The organism is Bradyrhizobium sp. 170 (assembly GCF_023101085.1).
In the GTDB taxonomy this organism is placed as follows: Bacteria; Pseudomonadota; Alphaproteobacteria; order Rhizobiales; family Xanthobacteraceae; genus Bradyrhizobium.
In genome coordinates this window covers 1,223,106-1,240,559 of sequence record NZ_CP064703.1, presented here as the reverse complement: position 1 = coordinate 1,240,559, position 17,454 = coordinate 1,223,106, and the positions used below count along the sequence as shown (strand labels likewise).

Here is a 17,454-nt window from a genome sequence, read left to right as displayed (position 1 = left end):
TGTCCTCAGGGGCTCTTTGATTTGTCGGCTTGCGTGGGTTTGTCGGCTTGCGTGCGCGCCACGGTGGCGCGGAAGTCCTGGAGGGCGCGCTCATTGGCCAGCGCAAAGCTCGGCCCCCGGCTCGGCTCGGTGCCGTTGAGGCGCCGCAACTGCACCCACATCTCGGCACTCTTCAGCGCCACTGCCGCACAGTTGACCACGGGCGCATGACCGATCTTGAAGCCATGCTCGCTCGCAATGAGAAGGCCGGGCAACACACCCGCCGGAATGATGACGTCAGCGCCGCGATCGACCAGCGGCTGTGCGCAGGCCGCGAAGTCGGTCAGCATGCGCGCCTTCGCCGCCGCGTCGCCCGCGAACGCGGCGCTAAAATCCTCCGGACGGCAACCCATCCCGGTGACATGCACCACGCGGCCGGAAAGCCCGTAACGATCCGCCTGTTCGTAATGCCAGACCTCGAAAGCTGAATCGAGTGTGACAAGGCCGAGCCGCCGGCCGAGCTGCGAGGCCGCGAGCAGCGTCGCCTCGCCCGTCCCGATCACCGGAATTGTGAGCGCCGAGCGCAGTTCGTACAATCCCGGATCCTGGAAGTGACCCATGACATAGGCGTCGAAGCCGCTCTCCTGCGCCGCGAGGCCGTTGTCGACCGCCTGGATCGCGCAACGAAATTCGCTGAGACGGCCGAAGTCGCGATCGGCAGGCGTGATGCCCTCGACATGGACGCTGGTGCCGGGCGCCGCGATCTCGTTCAGATAGGCCGCAAGCTGCGCCATGTAGGACGCGCTCGTAGCCTGGTCGACGAAGCTCTGCCAGAAGATGCGCACAGCGGATATCCTGTTTTCACGGGCTAAGCGTGTCGGTCCTCGAACCTCCGCAGCCTTTGGAGGGCTGACGACACGCACATGCCGGTCGCTGCGAAAGCGCGCCACAGCGCAGCGCCATTCCATCGACCGAAATATTTCAACCACAAAATAATTTTGGCGTCAATTGAACCGCGTGCCGATGCTCTCCGCGCGCGACAATATTGAGTGCCGAAAGGACAGGCAGGTAGCGCCTCACCCTTTTGCACAGGCGAATTCAGCCTTCGCGCCCGCACGCGCCGCCGCAAACTTTTTCCTCGCGGCACGAATCTGGCGTATTGACCTTCGGCCGAGAAATACTTTAGGCTTTAAACAATTGGCAGGCAGCGGCGCTTGGGCGGGCGCACGTCGCATTGGTAGTTGCGTTGATAAAGGCTCATCACTCGTGGCTGAGATCATCAACCTCGGAACAGAAGGCGCTACGGGCGGATTCCCATTCGTCGCGGTTCAGCGGAGCGTTTCAGTTTCCGGATCTCTGGGCGGCAACGAAATCGCGGACGAGGCCGGCGAAAGCCTCCGGCATCTGATCGGGAAGCGGCACCATGCCTCCTGAGAGCTCGCGCAAGACGCTGCCCTCGATAGCTCCAGCGACCTTCGGAGCCACCGGATGAACGTGCGGATCGCCCGTCGGAGCAATGACCAGCGTGGGGCAGTGGATCTGCCCCAGACGGTCTTCCATCCGATAGCGATTCACCACCCGGTGCCCTTCCGCCGCCATCTCGCCGGCCCGCAGGGCGTCGATCATGAAGCGCTGCAGCAGATCAATATCATCAACAGGATAGAACGGCTGCCGGCGCGCCCAGAGCTCAGCGAGATGGGCACCATCGGTACGCGCTTCCACATCATCGATGACGCGCATGCCCTCGTGTTTGGCCCGGCGCGCCGCATCGACGAAAGGACAGGCCGAGAGTACCAGGGCGCTGACGCGCGCTGGCACAGAGGCAGCCATTTCGACCGCGATCACCGCGCCGGTATGATGGCCCACGATCGCGGCGCGCGGTTCTTCCAAAGCATCGAGCAGCGCGAACACGCCCTCTGCCCACAGTTCGATCGAGGGGTCGCCGGCAGGCGAAGCGGAATCGCCGAAGCCGAGCGTGTCCATCGCGATCGCGCGGAAATCGCGGCCGAGCAGCGGCAGCACATCGCGGTACTCGTCCCACGAGCGCGGCGTCTGATGCAGCAGGAGAACGGGAAAGCCGGCTCCCGCCATGGCGACGTGGATACGGCCAAGACGCGTCGTGACGAAGCGACGCTCGACGTTGGAACCGGTTCTGCTAGCGCTCATTTCATAACTCCCGTGCCGACGCGGCGATCATGCCTGCGCCGGGTTTCGACGACAACTGCGGCATCGATCGTGCTGGTCCGACCTCGATCCATGCTGACATCTCGCTCAGGTCGCGGCTGTTTTCAACCAAGGGGAATGCAATGCGCAAGATGTTGAGTTTGACTGCACTCATCGGCGGCCTCGTCGCGGCCTCGACCGCACAGGCCGACATCACGATCGGATTCGTGACGTCGCTCAGTGGACCCGGCGCCTCGATCGGAATCCCGTATGGGCGCGGCATCCAGGCGGCCATGGAATACAAGAGCGAGGTCAACGGCGAGAAGATCAAGCTGATCCAGCTCGACGACGGCTCGGATCCCTCTGCCGCCACCCGCAACGCGCGCAAGCTCATTGAGGAAGAAAAGGTCGATCTCCTGATCGGCACCGCAACGGCACCTTCGACCATCGCGATGATGGCGGTCGCGACCGAACTGAAGGTGCCGATGATCGCGGTCTCCCCGGTGATCGGACAGCCCAACCCCGCGGACCAATGGGGCATTTCCGTTCCGCAGCCCGCCTCGCTGCTGGTCAAGGTCGTCGCCGATCGCATGAAGCGCGATGCCATGAAGAACATCGGCTATATCGGCTTCTCCGACGCCTGGGGCGATCTCGTCTATAACGGCGCCAAGGCGGTTGAAACCGAGGACGGCATCAAGGTGCTGACGAACGAGCGCTACGCGCGCGTCGATACGTCGGTCACCGGCCAGATCCTTAAAGTTCTCGCGGTGCGTCCGGATGCCGTGCTGATCGGCGGCTCGGGCACGCAGGGCGCGCTGCCGCTGCTGGCGCTCGGCGAACGCGGCTTCAAGGGCAAGACCTACGGCACGGTCGCGCTGGTCAACCCCGATTTCGTGCGCGTCGGCGGCAAGGCTGCGGAAGGCATTCAGGTATCCGCCGGTCCGGTCATCGTCGCCGAGCAGCTTCCCGACAACCATTTCGCCAAGAAGCTCGCGCTCGACTTCCGCGCCGCCTTCCTGAAGGCCAACAACGTCCCGACCACGGACGGGTTCTCGGCCTACTCCTTCGACGGCTGGAGGATCTTCACCTCCGCCGCCGAGCGTGCGCTGAAGACCGCAAAACCCGGCACCGTCGAATTCCGCAAGGCCATGCGCGACGAGATCCTCAACACCAAGGAGCTCTCAGGCGTGCACGCGGTCTACAATTTCAAGGCCGGCGCCTACCACGGCGTGGACGAGCGCGCGCTGGTGATCGTCCGCCTGAACAACGGCGCCTGGACCTACGAGCCTTGAGCGATACCGACTGATAACACGGAAGGACGGCCGACAGCATGACGGCAGACATCGCAGCGATCCTTGCGATCGACGGAATAGCCACCGGGGCGGTCTACGCCCTGGTGGCGATCGGAACCGTGCTGATCTTCACCGTAACGCGGGTGATCTTCATTCCGTTCGGCGACATCGCGGCCTTCACGGCGCTGACGCTGGCAGCGCTCGACGCCAGGCAGCTTCCCGGAACAGTCGGGCTTGTCGTCGTGCTGGCGTGCATGGCCTGCGCGATGGAGGTCGTCTCGCTGGCGCGCGCCGGCGAGTTTCGCGCGGTGCCGAAGGCCGTCCTCGGCTATCTCGTGTTGCCGTTGATTGTCGTCGGGATCGTCTGGCTGACGATGCGCTTCAATCCGCCGATGCCGGTGCGGATCGTTCTGGCGCTGCTCTTGATCATGCCGATCTCGCCGCTTTTGGACCGGATTGTGTTCCGTCCGATCGCCGACGCCTCGGTTCTGTTATTGCTGACGGTCTCGGTCGCGCTGCATTTCGCGCTGGTCGGACTTGGCTTGCTGTTCTTCGGACCTGAAGGCGTCCGGACCGAACCGCTGACGTCGATGGCGATCGAGATCGCCGGCGTGCACGTTTCCGGACAGACGGTGCTGATCCTGGCGGCGGCGCTGGTGTTCAGCGGCCTGCTGTTTCTGTTTTTCGACTTCACGCTGGTCGGCAAGGCGCTGCGCGCGACCGCGCTCAACCGCACGGGTGCCCGGCTGATGGGAATCAGGCCTGCGCGCGCGGGCACCATCGCCTACCTGCTGGGATCGCTGATGGCGGGCGTCTCCGGCATCCTGATCGCGCCTGTGAACACCATCTTCTACGATTCCGGATTCCTGCTCGGCCTGAAAGCCTTTGTCGGCGCCATCGTCGGCGGCATGGCCAGCTATCCAGGCGCCGCGCTCGGCGCATTCGGCGTCGGCATTATCGAGAGCTTCGCTTCGTTCCAGAGCAGCACCTTGAAGGACGTCATCGTCTTCTCGCTGCTGATACCTGTCCTGCTCTGGCGCTCGCTCGCCTCGCAGCATTCCGAAGAGGAAGTCGAGGAATGACCCTGCAGCAGATCCGCCTCATCATTGCCGCGGCGATCGCCTGCCTCGTGGCGGCGCCCTTCGTGCTCAATCCGTTCAGCATCACACTGCTGAACTACATCGGCATCTACGCGCTTGCCGCCATCGGGCTCGCGCTGCTGACCGGCGTCGGCGGCATTGTCTCGTTCGGCCAGGCGGCCTTCGTCGGCGTCGCAGCCTACTCGACCGCCTGGGTCACGGCGGTGAACGGCTATTCGCCCTGGCTCGGGCTGGTGCTGGCTGTCGTCCTGACCTGCAGCATCGCCGCGATCCTGGGCTTCGTGACGTTGCGCCTGGGCGGCCACTTCCTGTCGCTGAGCACGGTTGCCTGGGGACTGGCGATCGCGTTCCTGTTCGGCAACATCGATGGCCTCGGTCAACATAACGGCATCTCGGGCATTCCGCCGATCTCGATCGGCCCGGTCGCACTGGTCGAGAGCCGGCAGATCTATTTCCTGATCTGGGCGATCGTCGTGGCGGTTCTTTTCGTCTGCTACAATCTGCTCGACTCCCGCATCGGCCGCGCCATGCGCGCGCTCCGCGGCGGCAATACGCTGGTCGAGAGCCTCGGCATCAGCGCATTCCAGATCAAGCTGGTGACGTTCGTCATCGCCGCGTTCCTTGGCGCGCTGTCCGGATGGCTCTATGCCCATCTCGGTCGTTTCGTCAGCCCCGGACCGTTCGACGCAGCCATGGGCATCGAATATCTGATGATGGCGATGGTCGGCGGCGCCGGCAGCATCTTGGGCGGCGTGGTGGGTGCGGCGATCGTCACGCTGTTGAAGAACAGCGTGCAGGACTATCTGCCGCTGATCGCCAAGGGCGCCTCCGGCCAGCTCGAGATCGTGGCGTTCTCGGCGCTGTTCATCCTGTTCCTGCAACGCGCCCGGCAGGGCATCGTCCCGTTCCTCGCAGGTTTTCTCCCAGACCTGAAGCAGTCCCGTCCGCAAGCGGCGACGGCGTTGCCGCGCCGCGAGCAGCCGGCGCCCGGCACGCTGCTTCTTAAAGTGAGCGACGCGCAGCGGCGATTTGGCGGTCTCGTCGCCGTCAACAATGTCAGCTTCGACGTGAGGTCCGGCGAAATTCTTGGGCTGATCGGGCCGAACGGCGCCGGCAAGACCACGATGTTCAACCTGCTCACGGGGGCGCTGCGCGCCAACAGCGGCGAGATCGCGTTCGCTGGCCGCTCGATCACCCACGACCAGCAGTTCCACATCGCACGCGGCGGAATCTCCCGCACCTTCCAGCACGTCAAGCTGCGCCCGCGGATGACGCTGCTCGACAACGTGCTGCTCGGCACCTATTCGCGCACCAAAACCGGCCTGCTCGCCGGTGCCCTGCGCCTGAACCAGGCGGAAGAGGCCAGCGCGCGCTACGAAGCGCTGCAGCAGCTCGAACGGGTCGGGCTCGGCGACAAGCCGTTCGAACTCGCCGGCAATTTACCGCTCGGCAATCAACGCGTGCTCGAGATCGCCCGCGCGCTCGCGGCCGATCCGACCCTGCTCGTCCTTGACGAGCCGGCGGCCGGCCTGCGCCGCCAGGAGAAGCTCAAGCTCGCCGAACTGCTGCGGTCGCTGCGCGCGGACCACCTGACCATCCTTCTGGTCGAGCACGACATGGAGTTCGTCATGTCGCTGGTCGACCGCATCGTCGTACTCGATTTCGGCTCAAAGCTCTGCGAGGGCGAACCGGCGGCGATCCGCAGCGACGCCCGCGTCCAGGAAGCCTATCTCGGAGGTGTCGCGTGACACAGATGTTCTCGATCGAGGATGTGTCGGTCGGCTACGGCAAGGTGGAAGCCGTGCGCAATGTCTCGCTGTCGGTCGAAGAAGGGCAGATCGTGACCGTGATCGGCCCGAACGGCGCCGGCAAGACTACCCTTCTGATGGCCGCCATCGGTCTGCTGAAGTCCACGGGGCGGATGGTGTTCCAAGGCACTGATCTGGCGCGGATCGATGTCGAGGGCCGCGTCGAGCGCGGCCTTTGCCTTGTGCCCGAGAAGCGCGAACTGTTCGCCGACATGTCGGTCGCCGACAACCTGCTGCTCGGCACCTACAGCCTGCGCGATCGCTCGACGACGCGCAGAAGCCTCGACGACGTGTTCGACCGTTTTCCACGATTGAAGGAGCGCAGCAAGCAGGCTGCAGGTACGCTGTCAGGCGGCGAGCGGCAGATGCTGGCGCTCGGCCGTGCACTGATGGCCAAGCCGAAACTCCTCGTCCTTGATGAACCCAGCCTCGGGCTTGCGCCGCTCATCGTCCGCGAAATCTTCCGCACCATCGCCTCGCTGCGGAGCCTCGGCGTGTCGGTCCTGCTGGTCGAGCAGAACGCCCGCGCCGCGCTGGAGACAGCGGACTACGGCTATGTGCTGGAAACCGGCGAGATCATCCAGTCCGGTCCGGCGGATACGCTGATCCACGATCCGAAGCTGATCGCAGCCTATCTGGGCGGCCACTGACGCGAGGCGCGCGGCTCCTGCATCACACGACAGGTTCGCGCGCCAGCCCCATGGCCCGCAGCGCCGCAGCAAAGGCCGCAAGACGCTTCTCACGATAGGCGGCCTGATCGACGCCTTCGTAGTTCATGAATCCCTGCCCGGTCTTCATGCCGATCCGTCCTTCGCGCATATTCGTCGCGATGATGTCAGGTGCGGCGTAACGGCTGTCGCCCAACGCCTCGACGAGATAGCGGCTGGCATGATGCAGGATATCGCCGCCGCCCCAGTCGATGAACTCGAGCAGGCCGAGCACGGCGAAGCGGAATCCGAAGCCATAGATGACCGCCTTGTCGATATCCTCCGCCGAGGCGACGCCCTCCTCCACCATGCGGGCGGCCTCGTTCATCGCCAGCGACTGGATTCTGGGAACGATGAAGCCCGGCCGCGCCGCGCAGACGACCGGCACCTTGCCGATGCCTTCGAGCAGCGCCTTCATCTGCGTTGTCGTCTCCGGCGCGGTGAGCCGTCCCGGCGACAATTCGATCAGCGGCACCAGATAGGCCGGATTGAGCCAGTGCGCATTGAGGAAACGGCCGGGATATTCGATCGATCCCGCGAGATCGTCGACCAGGATCGTCGACGTGGTCGAGGCGATGATCGGGCCCTCGCCCGCCAGCCGCGAAGCTTCGGCCAGCGCTTCCTGCTTCAGGCTGAGGATTTCCGGCATACCTTCAAAGATGACATCGCAGCGCGGCAGCGCCGCACCTGCCTCCTGCCGAGGCACGATCGTGATCCGATCGGCAATCGTGGACACAAGCTCTGGCGGGAGCAGATCGATGCGCGAGAGGATTTCGAGCGTCGAGCGGATTTCCGCCCTGGCTTCGGCTGCCAGCGCCTCAAATGCTGAAGCCTCCCGTTCCTTGAAGTCGACGACGACGACCTGATGGCCGGCGAAAGCGAACACGACCGCGATCCCGCGCCCCATTCGGCCGGCACCGAGGCATCCGATGACCGGCCTCATCGAAAGCCCCCGGCGAGAAGATTTTGCAGCGCGGCCCGGTCGAGATCGCCGAGGCCGAGCGAAGACAAGCTCCGGCCCGTCACCGCAAAATCCTGCTCCGTGATGGCGGAGCCGATCGCCAGGAATGCCTTCACGAGCGGCGTTTGCACGCCTGCGAGGCCCGCCACTGATGCGAGGAACGACAGGCCGAGACGCAGATCCTCCAGCATGTAACGGTGCTCGACAAGAATGAGGCGCTCGGACCAATCGCCGGAATCCGTGAGCTGGTCGTGCGCGTCGCGCGCATACATCCAGGGTTCGCCGTCCTTGGAATAATGGTCGGCAAGCGGGAAATGCGGCCCGCCGTAACCAAGCGCCTCGCGGATGGCGATGCGTTCGGCATCCAGTGCATCCGTCACGCGGCGGATGGCCGGCTGCGTTCCCTCCTTGTGGATGTCCCACTTCTCGAAATGTTCGATCGGGCCAGCGTTCATGGTGATCAGCGGCGGATGGATGATCGGGCCGGCGTTCATCAGTGCGCCAGAGAGCGCATCGCCGCATGGTTCGATGGCATTTGGAAACGCAGCCTCGATCACTTCCAGCGCGTGTTTGGCGAGGCGCAATGGAAACACGCCGGTCGGCAACCGCGCGCCCCGGCCCGAGATGCGGACCGCATAAGGACCCTGCTTGCGCGCCAGCCACGGCAGGGTTCCGGTCTCCGCGGTTGCGATCTCGGCGCGGTTGCCCGCGTCTTTTGCCGCGCGGGCAAAGATGTAGGAGCCGAACGTGCCGGGCGGCAGAAACACGACCTGGCCATCGCGCAAATGCGGCGCGGCCAACTCGGCGATTGCGGGCTGCGCGAAAGCCGGCGCCGGACACAGGATGAGATCGGCAGCTTCGATGGCTTCCGCGATCGACGACGTGATCATGGCCAGCCGGATATCACGTCGCCCCGCCCGATCGATAACCGTTATCGTGCCGCCCTGCGCACGATGCGCCTCGACATCTCCAGGATTTCGCCGCCACAGCCGGACTTCGTGACTGGCCAAGGCGAAGTCGCCGGCTGCCGCGAACGAACCATTGCCTCCACCCAACACTGCAATCTTCAAGATGTCCTCCGCTTCCGATCCCGCTACGCAGGCTCCGCCTTGTTCTTTTCCTGCCACGCCGCCCAGGTCGGCCGGTCGATCTGAAACAGATCGGTGGAGCGCGCATACCAGCCGCTGCCGTGCATGCGGGCGATCAGACGCAGCGCCTGGGTGTCGATGTGACAGCGCTCCTTGTCCAGGATCACGGCATCATCGACATGGGCGCGGACCACGCGACCGATGACGGCGGTCTGCCGTGGCCCCGTCACCAGCGACGTGAGGACCCGACATTCGAACGAGACCGGCGATTCCGCAATGCGCGGCGGACGCACCGCCTGCGAGGCTGCCGGCGTCAGTCCAGCCAGCGTCAGTTCGTCGATCTCGGGCGGCGCGTCGATGCAGGTAATGTTCATGGCTTCCGCGTTGGCTTCGCCAACGAGGTTCACGACGAACTCGCCGGTATCGAGGATATTGGCCGCCGTGTCCTTGAAGCGCTCCGACCCTGCCAAAAGACCGATCGCGACGGTGGGCGGCTCATGCCCCATCACGTTGAAGAAGCTGAACGGCGCGGCATTGACCACGCCGCTGGCGGAGAGCGTGGTGATCCAGGCGATCGGCCGCGGCGTCACCGTGGCCGTCAGGATCTTGTAGCGGTTCTGCGCCTCCAGCGTCTCCATGTCGAAGATCATGCCGGCCTCTCAGATCGCCACCACCGGGTGGCGCAGCCGGCCGATGCCCGTCACTTCCGCTTCCACCACGTCGCCCGGCCACAGCCATTCCTGCGGGGAGCGGCCGGCGCCGACGCCCTCGGGCGTCCCCGTCGCGATGATGTCTCCGGGTTCCAGCGTCATCGCCGCCGAGATGTCCGCGATCAGGAGCGGCACCTTGAACAGCATGTGGCGCGTGTTGGAGCGCTGCTTCTCGACGCCGTTCACCGTCAGCCAGAGATCGAGCGCGTGCGGATCGGTGATTTCGTCTGCGGTAACGATGCACGGCCCGAACGGCGCGTAGGTGTCCTGTCCCTTGGAGTAGATCCATTGGCCGGCGCGGCGATTGTCGCGGGCGCTGATGTCGATCATCACGCTGTAGCCGAACACAAAGCCGAGCGCCTCGGCTTCCGGCACCCGCCGTGCGGTCCTTCCCATCACGACGGCAAGCTCGACTTCCCAGTCGAGCTGCTGCGTGATCGCCTTGTTGTGATGGATGGCTTCGTCTGGCCCGATGACGCTGGTCGGCGGCTTCGAGAAGATGATGGGCTGCTTCGGCAGGTCCTTTGCCGTATCGAGCGCGCGCGACGATTCCGCGACGTGCTCGACATAATTGAGGCCGATACCGAAGATGTTCTTACGCGGACGCGGGATCGGCGCCAGCAGCCTGACATTCGCGAGCGGCAATGCGGCGCCGACGGGCCAATGGTCCTTGCCCTCGTTCAGTATTCTCTTGAGCGCTGCCAGCGCGGGCGGCCCAAGATCAATAAAGTCGAGCATCGATGACGGAAGGGAAGCCCCGGCATGGTGGCCGGCCTCCTCGACGTCCACGACGAGATCGTCGACAACCGCTCCAAGACGGGCGGCAGCTTCGACCGTGCTGCGAAAGGTAACTAGACGCACTGTTGGTCTCCTAAGCTACGAGGGGCTGCCGGCCGCCATTGTCGCCAAAGGCTTCCTCACGGTAGAGCCCGAGCGCGTGCATGACCGGCAGGTCGTTGAAGGTGAACAGGCAGGCGTCCTCGCTGGCGGAGGCGTTCACATGTTCGTGCCAGGCCCAGGACGGAACGCAGAAGATGTCGCGCTCCTTCCAGTCGAAGCGCTTGCCATCGATGATCGAGTGACCGCGCCCCTTGGCGACCTGATAGATGAAACTGCCGGTGTGACGATGCGCGCGCGTGCTCTCGCCCGGCCGCAGCATCTGCATCGATGCGCCGATCGTCTGCATCACCGGCCCGCCGGTCACCGGATTCACGTAGTTCATGAGAATACCGTCATACGGCGAACCGTCGGTGGCCTTGCCATAGCGCTGCAGTGCCTCGTAGGTCGGGCCCCACTCATATTTCAATAGCGGCGAATATCCCTTGGACCATTCGGCGCCCGCCGGACGCAAGCCGGGACTGCCCCAGGTGTGCGTCATGTCGTCGACGGGATAGCCGACGCTCTGCTGCAGGTCGGGATGAACCACGTAGAAATTAGCTTCGAGCGTATTGACCAGGGGAATGTCTAGGCCATCCTGCCAGATGCAGGGCGTGCCGTCGCTGGAGACGCCGTGTTCGTGCCAGGTACCGTTCGGCGTCAGCACGAAGTCGTTGGCGCCGAGCGTCATCTTGTGACCGTCGACGATGGTGTAGGCGCCCTCGCCTTCCATGATGAAGCGAAGCGCGGACGCCGAATGGGCGTGGGCGGACGCGACCTCGCCCGGATGCATGACCTGCAGGCCGGAATACAGCCAGCCGACCGCGGCGGCGTGGTCGCGCCTACCGGGATTGTTCAGATAGATGACGCGCCGCCCGGCCTTCTCCGGCGACACCAGTTCGACGGAGCGCAGCACATGCGCGCGCAGGTCCTCATAACGCCACAACACCGGAACGGAGGACGATTTGGGCTGCCAGGGCTCGATCTTGTTCGCGACCGTCCAGAGCGCGCCCGCCTCAAGCTTTTCGAGCTGGTCATAGTAGGCGAGCAATTCAGGCGTATCCTCGACATTGGCCCGTCCGGCCACGTCTTCCCGGTGGTTCTCACGAGCTTTCGTTGCCATGTCGCCCTCCTGTGAGTTGGCGCCGTATCCGGCGTCGCGTTGTCAGTTCATCTGGTCCGGTATCATCGCAATCGCCTGGATTTCGACCTTGGCGCGATCCTCGATCAGCCCCGATACCTGCAGCGCCGTCATGGCCGGAAAGTTCCGGCCCATGACGCCGCGATAGGCCGCGCCGATTTCCTTCAGGCGCGCCGAATACTCCTTACGATCGAGCAGGAACCACGTCATCGACACGATATGCTCGGGCCCGGCGCCGCCGGCACGCACAACTGCATCGACGTTCTTCAAGGTCTGGCCGATCTGCTCTACCAAATCGTCGGACTCGAACTTGCACTGTTCGTTCCAGCCAATCTGGCCTGCGACGAAGATCATCTTGCCGCGGGCGGCGATGCCGTTCGCGTAACCGCTCGGCTTGGCCCAACCGGGCGGCTGCAAGAACTCGAACATTTCTTAACTCCCGTAGCAGGACGCGACTGGACACCCGCGCGGGCTAGCCCACCTTCAGGACGTCGCGTCCGATAATGAGTTTCTGGACTTCGGTCGCGCCTTCATAGATGCGCAACGCGCGAATCTCGCGGTAGAGCTGCTCGACGATCTCGCCGGAGCGCACACCTCGGCCGCCGAACATCTGCACGGCGCGGTCGATTACGGTCTGTGCGGTTTCAGTCGCGACCATCTTCGCCATCGCCGCCTGACGCGTTGTTGGCAATTTCTGCACGTCGCGCCGCCAGGCCGCCCGATAGGTGAGGAGCGCGCTGGCATCGACATCCGCGGCCATGTCGCCGAGGGCCGCCTGCGTCAACTGCTGGTCGGCGAGCACGCCGCCGAACATCCGCCGTGACAGCGCATGCGCCACTGCCTCGTCGAGCGCACGGCGGGCAAAACCAAGTGCGGCTGCTGCGACCGAGGCGCGGAAGATATCGAGGGTGCGCATCGCGATCTTGAAACCTTCGCCCGGCGAACCCAACAGCCGCGCCGCCGGAATCCGGCAGGCGTCGAAACGCAGCGTCGCCAGTGGATGCGGCGCCATCACATCGATGCGGTCGGCAATCGAGAATCCAGGATCGTCCGGAAGCACCACGAAGGCCGAAATGCCCCGCGCGCCCGGTGCCTCGCCGGTTCGCGCAAACAGCGTATAGACGTCGGCGATGCCGCCGTTGGAAATCCAGGTCTTCTCGCCATCCAGGATGTAGTGGTCGCCCTCGCGCCGCGCGCTGCAGGCCATCGCGGCAACGTCGGAACCCGCTTCCTTCTCCGACAGGGCAAAGGCGGCGACCCAGTCGCCGCGCCGTGCCTTCGGCAGCACCATTGCGCGCAATTCAGGGGAGCCTGCAATCGCCACCGCCCCGGTGCCAAGTCCCTGCATCGCAAAAGCGAAATCGGCGAGCCCGCTGTGCCAGGCCAGCGTCTCGCGGGCCAGACAAATCTGCCGGGAATCGATCACCGCATCGGGCCGATCGCCCGCGACCGATGCCTCCAGCAGCCCCGCAGCGCCTAGCTGGCGCACGAGCGAACGGCAGGTCTCGTCGACGTCACCGCCGTGCGTATCGCCAAGACCGGCTGCAAATGCATCAAGCGCCGCAGCGTAATCGCTGTGGCGGGAATCGAAGAACGGCCACGCGAGATGTTCGCGAGACGGCCCGCGCAACTGCGAAACCGGGGTCATGTCAATCTCCCGCAAAGGCCGCCTTGGCGTACGCCGTCAGGCGCGACGCGCTTCAATAATGTTTCATGGCTAAAATATCCTGTCAAGCGAGCCGATCCGGCGCTGGCGCCGGCCGGCTGTGCATGAAGCTCACGAAATAGGCTACAAAATCGCAGATAGATGCACATACGCTGTTTTGCCTTACGCAAACCCGCAAGTCCGATTGACATCATTTTTGTTTGATGTCTAAAATTATATTCGGTCATCCGGAGTTCCCCGCAAGGCCGAGGAGGCGAGCATGGCAGAACGCTCTTTCGCGCGCGAGGTGGAAGACCTGAAGCTGGGTGCCGGCCAGGAGTTTCGCGGCGAAGGTATCCTCGCCATTACCAAGGCCCTGCTCGAATGCGGCGTCAGCTATGTCGCCGGCTACCAGGGCGCGCCGATCTCGCATCTGATGGACGTGCTGTCGGACGCGCAGGATATCCTTTCCGACCTCGGTGTGCATTTTGAATCGAGCGCCAGCGAGGCCACCGCAGCCGCGACGCTGGCTGCCTCCGTGATGTATCCGATCCGTGGCGCGGTCACGTTCAAGGCGCCGGTCGGCATCAACGTCGCGTCCGACGCGCTCGCCAACCTGTCCTCAGGCGGCGTCACCGGCGGCGCGCTCATCATCATCGGCGAGGATTACGGCGAAGGCTCCTCCATCATGCAGGAGCGTTCGCATGCCTTTGCGATGAAGTCGCAGCTCTGGCTGGTCGATCCGCGGCCCAACGTGGCGTCCATCGTCAAGGCCGTGCACGATTCCTTCGAGCTATCCGAGGCGTCGAATACGCCTGTCATGCTGGAGGTGCGGATCCGCGCCTGCCATGTGCACGGCCGCTTCGCTACCCGCGACAACGTCCGCCCTTCCTTTCCGCTTTCCCGCGCGCTCGATGCGCCGTCGCGCGACACGAACCGCATCGTGCTGCCGCCGGCCTCGTTCCTGCACGAGAAGGAGAAGATCGAGCACCGCTGGCCCGCAGCGGTCGAATTCATCCACGCGCGCGGCATGAACGAGACCTTCGACGGCGATATCGACGACATCGGCATCATCATGCAGGGCGGCATGTACAACGGCGTCATCACGGCGCTGCGCGAGGCCGGCCTTGCCGATATCTGGGGCGAGACGCGGGTGCCGCTCTATGTAATGAACGTGACCTACCCGATCGTGGACCGCGAGGTAATCGACTTCTGCCGGGCTAAGAAGGCCGTGCTGATGGTCGAGGAGGGCCAGCCCGAATTCATCGAGCAGGCGCTGCACAAGATCCTGCGCAACGCCGACATTCCGGCCAAGCTGCACGGCAAGGACCTGTTCCTGATGGCCGGCGAATACACCGCCCAGGTCATGGGCGCGGCGATCGGCGCTTTCATCCGCCGCTGGCGCGCGGATGCGCTTCCCGATGCCGCACGCGCGCCGAACATCGACCGTGTCGAGGTCGACGACAAGATCCGCGCGCTGGCCGACGTCGTGCCGCCGCGGCCGCCGGGCTTCTGCACCGGCTGCCCGGAGCGGCCGATCTTTTCCGCAATGAAGCTGGTCGAGAAGGAACTCGGCCCGCACCACATCGCCGCCGATATCGGCTGCCATTTGTTTTCGATCCTGCCGCCGTTCAATATCGGCGCCACCACCATGGGCTACGGGCTCGGCCCGGCCTCGGCCTCCGCCTTCAACGTCGCGGCGAGCAAGCGCTCGATCTCGATGATGGGCGACGGCGGCTTCTGGCATAACGGGTTGACCAGCGGCGTCGGCAACGCCGTCTTCAACCAGCATGACGGCGTGATCGTCGTGGTCGACAATTATTATTCCGCCGCGACCGGCGGCCAGGACATCCCCTCCTCGCGCGCCGACAACCGTTCGCGTTCGACCAAGCATCCGATCGTCGAGGCGGTGAAGGGCGTCGGCGCCAAATGGGTGCGCCAGATCGACCGCACCTATGACGTCACGCGCATGCGCGACACCCTGCGCGAGGCGCTGACGACGGAGGAAAAGGGCCCGAAGATCATCGTCGCCTCGTCGGAATGCATGCTGAACAAGCAGCGGCGCGTGAAGCCGCTGGTGGCCGCAGCCGCCAAGCGCGGCGAGCGCGTCGTGCGCGAGCGCTTCGGTGTCGACGAGGACACCTGTTCCGGCGACCACGCCTGTATCCGCCTGTCCGGCTGCCCGTCGCTGTCGGTGAAGCCGACAACCGATCCGTTGAAGGACAATCCGGTCGCCGCCGTCGACAATACTTGCGTCGGGTGCGGCCATTGCGGCGAGGTCGCGGACGCCGCCGTCTTGTGTCCCTCCTTCTACCGTGCCGACATCGTTTCCAATCCGAGCGCCTTCGAAGCACGGCTCGACCGCATCTGGCGGGGTGTGATCGGCGCCCTGCAGCGCTGGCGGGCGGGACGGCGGATCATGTTCCAACAGGAGGCGGTATGAACGTCTCCGTAGCGCCCTCCTCCATCGCGCTCAGTCAGGCTCGGCCCATCACCATCGCGGTGCTCGCAATGGGCGGCCAGGGCGGCGGCGTGCTGGTCGACTGGATTGTCGCGCTTTCCGAGCGGCGCGGCTGGTTCGCGCAATCGACCTCGGTGCCCGGCGTCGCCCAGCGCACCGGCGCTACCATCTACTACATCGAGATGATCGCACCTGACGCCGGCAAGCCGGACCGTCACCCCGTGCTGTCGCTGATGCCGGCGCCCGGCAAGGTCGACATCGTGATCGGCGCCGAACTGATGGAGGCCGGCCGCGCCATCCTGCGCGGACTGGTTTCGCCCGACCGTACGCTTTTGATCGGCTCCTCGCACCGCTCGCTGGCCGTGAGCGAGAAGACCGCGCCCGGTGACGGCACCGCCGACGCGTCGCAGGTCTATGAGGCGGCCAATGTCGCGGCCAACCGCTTCATCGCGTTCGACATGGCCGAGATCGCCGATGCCACCGGCAGCGTCGTCTCCTCGGTGCTGTTCGGTGCGCTCGCGGGCTCGGGCGCCCTGCCCTTCACGACCGAGGATTTCGAGGCCACGATCAGGGCGGCCGGCGTCGGCGTCGATGCCAGCCTGCGCGCCTTCACCGCCGGCCGCGAGCGCGCCGTCGCCACGCTCAAGCAGGATCCCAAGATCAAGCCGACGGCAAAGCCGCCGCTCGCCAAACGCTTTCCGCGTCTCGAGCCGATCGGCCACGCCGATTATGACGCGCTTGTCGCGCGGGCGCGGCAATTGCCGGCAGAGCTGCACGGCATCGTCGCAGCCGGCCTGCAGCGCGTGGTCGATTATCAGGACGTCGCCTATGGCCGCGAATATCTCGACCGGCTGGAAGCGATGCCGCGCGACGCGATCGGGCTGATGCAGGCTTTTGCCAAATATCTCGCCGTCGCGATGGCCTATGACGACGTGATCCGCGTGGCGGATTTGAAGACGCGCGCCGGGCGATTCGATCGGGTGCGCCGCGAGGCGCGGGCCGGTGACGACCAACTTCTCGCCATCACCGAATTCTTCCATCCGCGGATCGAGGAGATGGCAGGGCTCTTGCCACCGCGGCTCGGCGAGAAGGTCGAACGCAGCGAACGGCTCGGCAAGCTCATCGATCGTGGACGAAAATTGCGCACGACCTCGCCCTCGGCGTTCCTGATGCTGTACTGCGTGGCAGGCCTGCGGCGATTTCGTCGTCGCACGCTGCGCCATGCCCGCGAGATGCGCCATCTCGACCAATGGACGCAGCGCGTCCGGAAATTCGCCGCGAGTGATACAGCGCTCGCGACCGCCGTGTGCGAGGCGCGCCGTCTCGTCGGTGGCTACTCGGACACGCATTCCCGCGGTGAATCGAAATTCGACAAGGTCATGCAGGCGTCCGACCGCTTGGCCGGCCGGCCCGATGCTGCCGAATGGGTACAGCGGCTGACCAAGGTCGCGCTGAAGGACGCCGATGGCGCTGAGCTCGACGGCGCATTACGCACCGTCGAGACACTGTTCGAGGACGCCTGA

The 17,454-nt window shown here is 65.0% G+C and carries 15 protein-coding genes; 6 read left to right on the top strand and 9 right to left on the bottom strand.

All coding sequences use genetic code 11. From position 1 onward, the window contains the following. Positions 1–5: 5 nt before the first annotated feature. Positions 6–824 carry an aspartate/glutamate racemase family protein gene (locus IVB05_RS05955; protein WP_247783496.1) on the bottom strand — a complete coding sequence of 273 codons (819 nt, stop codon included), beginning with the start codon at positions 822–824 and terminating at the stop codon, positions 6–8. 496 nt (positions 825–1,320) lie between these two features. Next, complete coding sequence (locus tag IVB05_RS05950; protein ID WP_247783495.1) at positions 1,321–2,145, bottom strand: alpha/beta hydrolase; 825 nt, start codon at positions 2,143–2,145, stop codon at positions 1,321–1,323. Between the two features lie 140 nt (positions 2,146–2,285). Here IVB05_RS05950 and IVB05_RS05945 point away from each other — a divergent pair, with 140 nt between their 5' ends. Genes IVB05_RS05945 through IVB05_RS05930 form a run of 4 tightly spaced genes read left to right on the top strand, consistent with a single transcriptional unit; the run spans position 2,286 to position 6,992 of the window. Next, positions 2,286–3,434, top strand: a complete 1,149-nt coding sequence (locus tag IVB05_RS05945) for an ABC transporter substrate-binding protein (RefSeq protein ID WP_247786603.1) — start codon at positions 2,286–2,288, stop codon at positions 3,432–3,434. 38 nt (positions 3,435–3,472) lie between these two features. After that, entirely contained in the window at positions 3,473–4,516 is a 1,044-nt protein-coding gene (locus IVB05_RS05940) for a branched-chain amino acid ABC transporter permease (protein WP_247783494.1), read from the top strand. Beyond that, the gene (locus IVB05_RS05935; RefSeq protein WP_247783493.1) at positions 4,513–6,282 is read left to right on the top strand and encodes a branched-chain amino acid ABC transporter ATP-binding protein/permease; all 1,770 of its coding nucleotides are present in this window, start codon (positions 4,513–4,515) and stop codon (positions 6,280–6,282) included. The genes IVB05_RS05940 and IVB05_RS05935 overlap by 4 nt, the downstream gene beginning before the upstream one ends. Further along, positions 6,279–6,992 (top strand): ABC transporter ATP-binding protein, encoded by a 714-nt coding sequence (locus IVB05_RS05930; RefSeq protein ID WP_247783492.1) that lies wholly within the window; start codon positions 6,279–6,281, stop codon positions 6,990–6,992. Before IVB05_RS05935 ends, IVB05_RS05930 begins: the two co-directional genes overlap by 4 nt. Positions 6,993–7,014: 22 nt before the next feature. On the opposite strand, the gene IVB05_RS05925 is transcribed toward IVB05_RS05930, so the two are convergent. The 7 genes from IVB05_RS05925 to IVB05_RS05895 are packed head-to-tail and all read right to left on the bottom strand — an operon-like array spanning position 7,015 to position 13,473. Next, positions 7,015–7,992, bottom strand: coding sequence for a 3-hydroxybutyryl-CoA dehydrogenase (locus tag IVB05_RS05925; RefSeq protein ID WP_256473209.1), 978 nt, complete (start codon positions 7,990–7,992; stop codon positions 7,015–7,017). Next, positions 7,989–9,080, bottom strand: coding sequence for an NAD/NADP-dependent octopine/nopaline dehydrogenase family protein (locus tag IVB05_RS05920; protein WP_247783491.1), 1,092 nt, complete (start codon positions 9,078–9,080; stop codon positions 7,989–7,991). The genes IVB05_RS05925 and IVB05_RS05920 overlap by 4 nt, the downstream gene beginning before the upstream one ends. A 23-nt stretch (positions 9,081–9,103) precedes the next feature. Further along, positions 9,104–9,748, bottom strand: a complete 645-nt coding sequence (locus tag IVB05_RS05915) for a flavin reductase family protein (protein ID WP_247783490.1) — start codon at positions 9,746–9,748, stop codon at positions 9,104–9,106. Between the two features lie 9 nt (positions 9,749–9,757). After that, positions 9,758–10,669 (bottom strand): fumarylacetoacetate hydrolase family protein, encoded by a 912-nt coding sequence (locus IVB05_RS05910; RefSeq protein WP_247783489.1) that lies wholly within the window; start codon positions 10,667–10,669, stop codon positions 9,758–9,760. Between the two features lie 10 nt (positions 10,670–10,679). Next, on the bottom strand, positions 10,680–11,807 hold the full coding sequence (locus tag IVB05_RS05905; protein WP_247783488.1) for a cupin domain-containing protein: 1,128 nt from the start codon (positions 11,805–11,807) through the stop codon (positions 10,680–10,682). Between the two features lie 42 nt (positions 11,808–11,849). Next, complete coding sequence (locus IVB05_RS05900; RefSeq protein ID WP_247783487.1) at positions 11,850–12,254, bottom strand: RidA family protein; 405 nt, start codon at positions 12,252–12,254, stop codon at positions 11,850–11,852. Positions 12,255–12,297: 43 nt separating this feature from the next. Continuing rightward, positions 12,298–13,473 (bottom strand): acyl-CoA dehydrogenase family protein, encoded by a 1,176-nt coding sequence (locus tag IVB05_RS05895; protein WP_247783486.1) that lies wholly within the window; start codon positions 13,471–13,473, stop codon positions 12,298–12,300. A gap of 277 nt (positions 13,474–13,750) precedes the next feature. Between IVB05_RS05895 and IVB05_RS05890 the strand changes: the two genes are divergently transcribed. Next, positions 13,751–15,913, top strand: a complete 2,163-nt coding sequence (locus IVB05_RS05890) for an indolepyruvate ferredoxin oxidoreductase subunit alpha (RefSeq protein ID WP_247783485.1) — start codon at positions 13,751–13,753, stop codon at positions 15,911–15,913. Next, entirely contained in the window at positions 15,910–17,454 is a 1,545-nt protein-coding gene (locus tag IVB05_RS05885; RefSeq protein WP_247783484.1) for an indolepyruvate oxidoreductase subunit beta family protein, read from the top strand. Before IVB05_RS05890 ends, IVB05_RS05885 begins: the two co-directional genes overlap by 4 nt.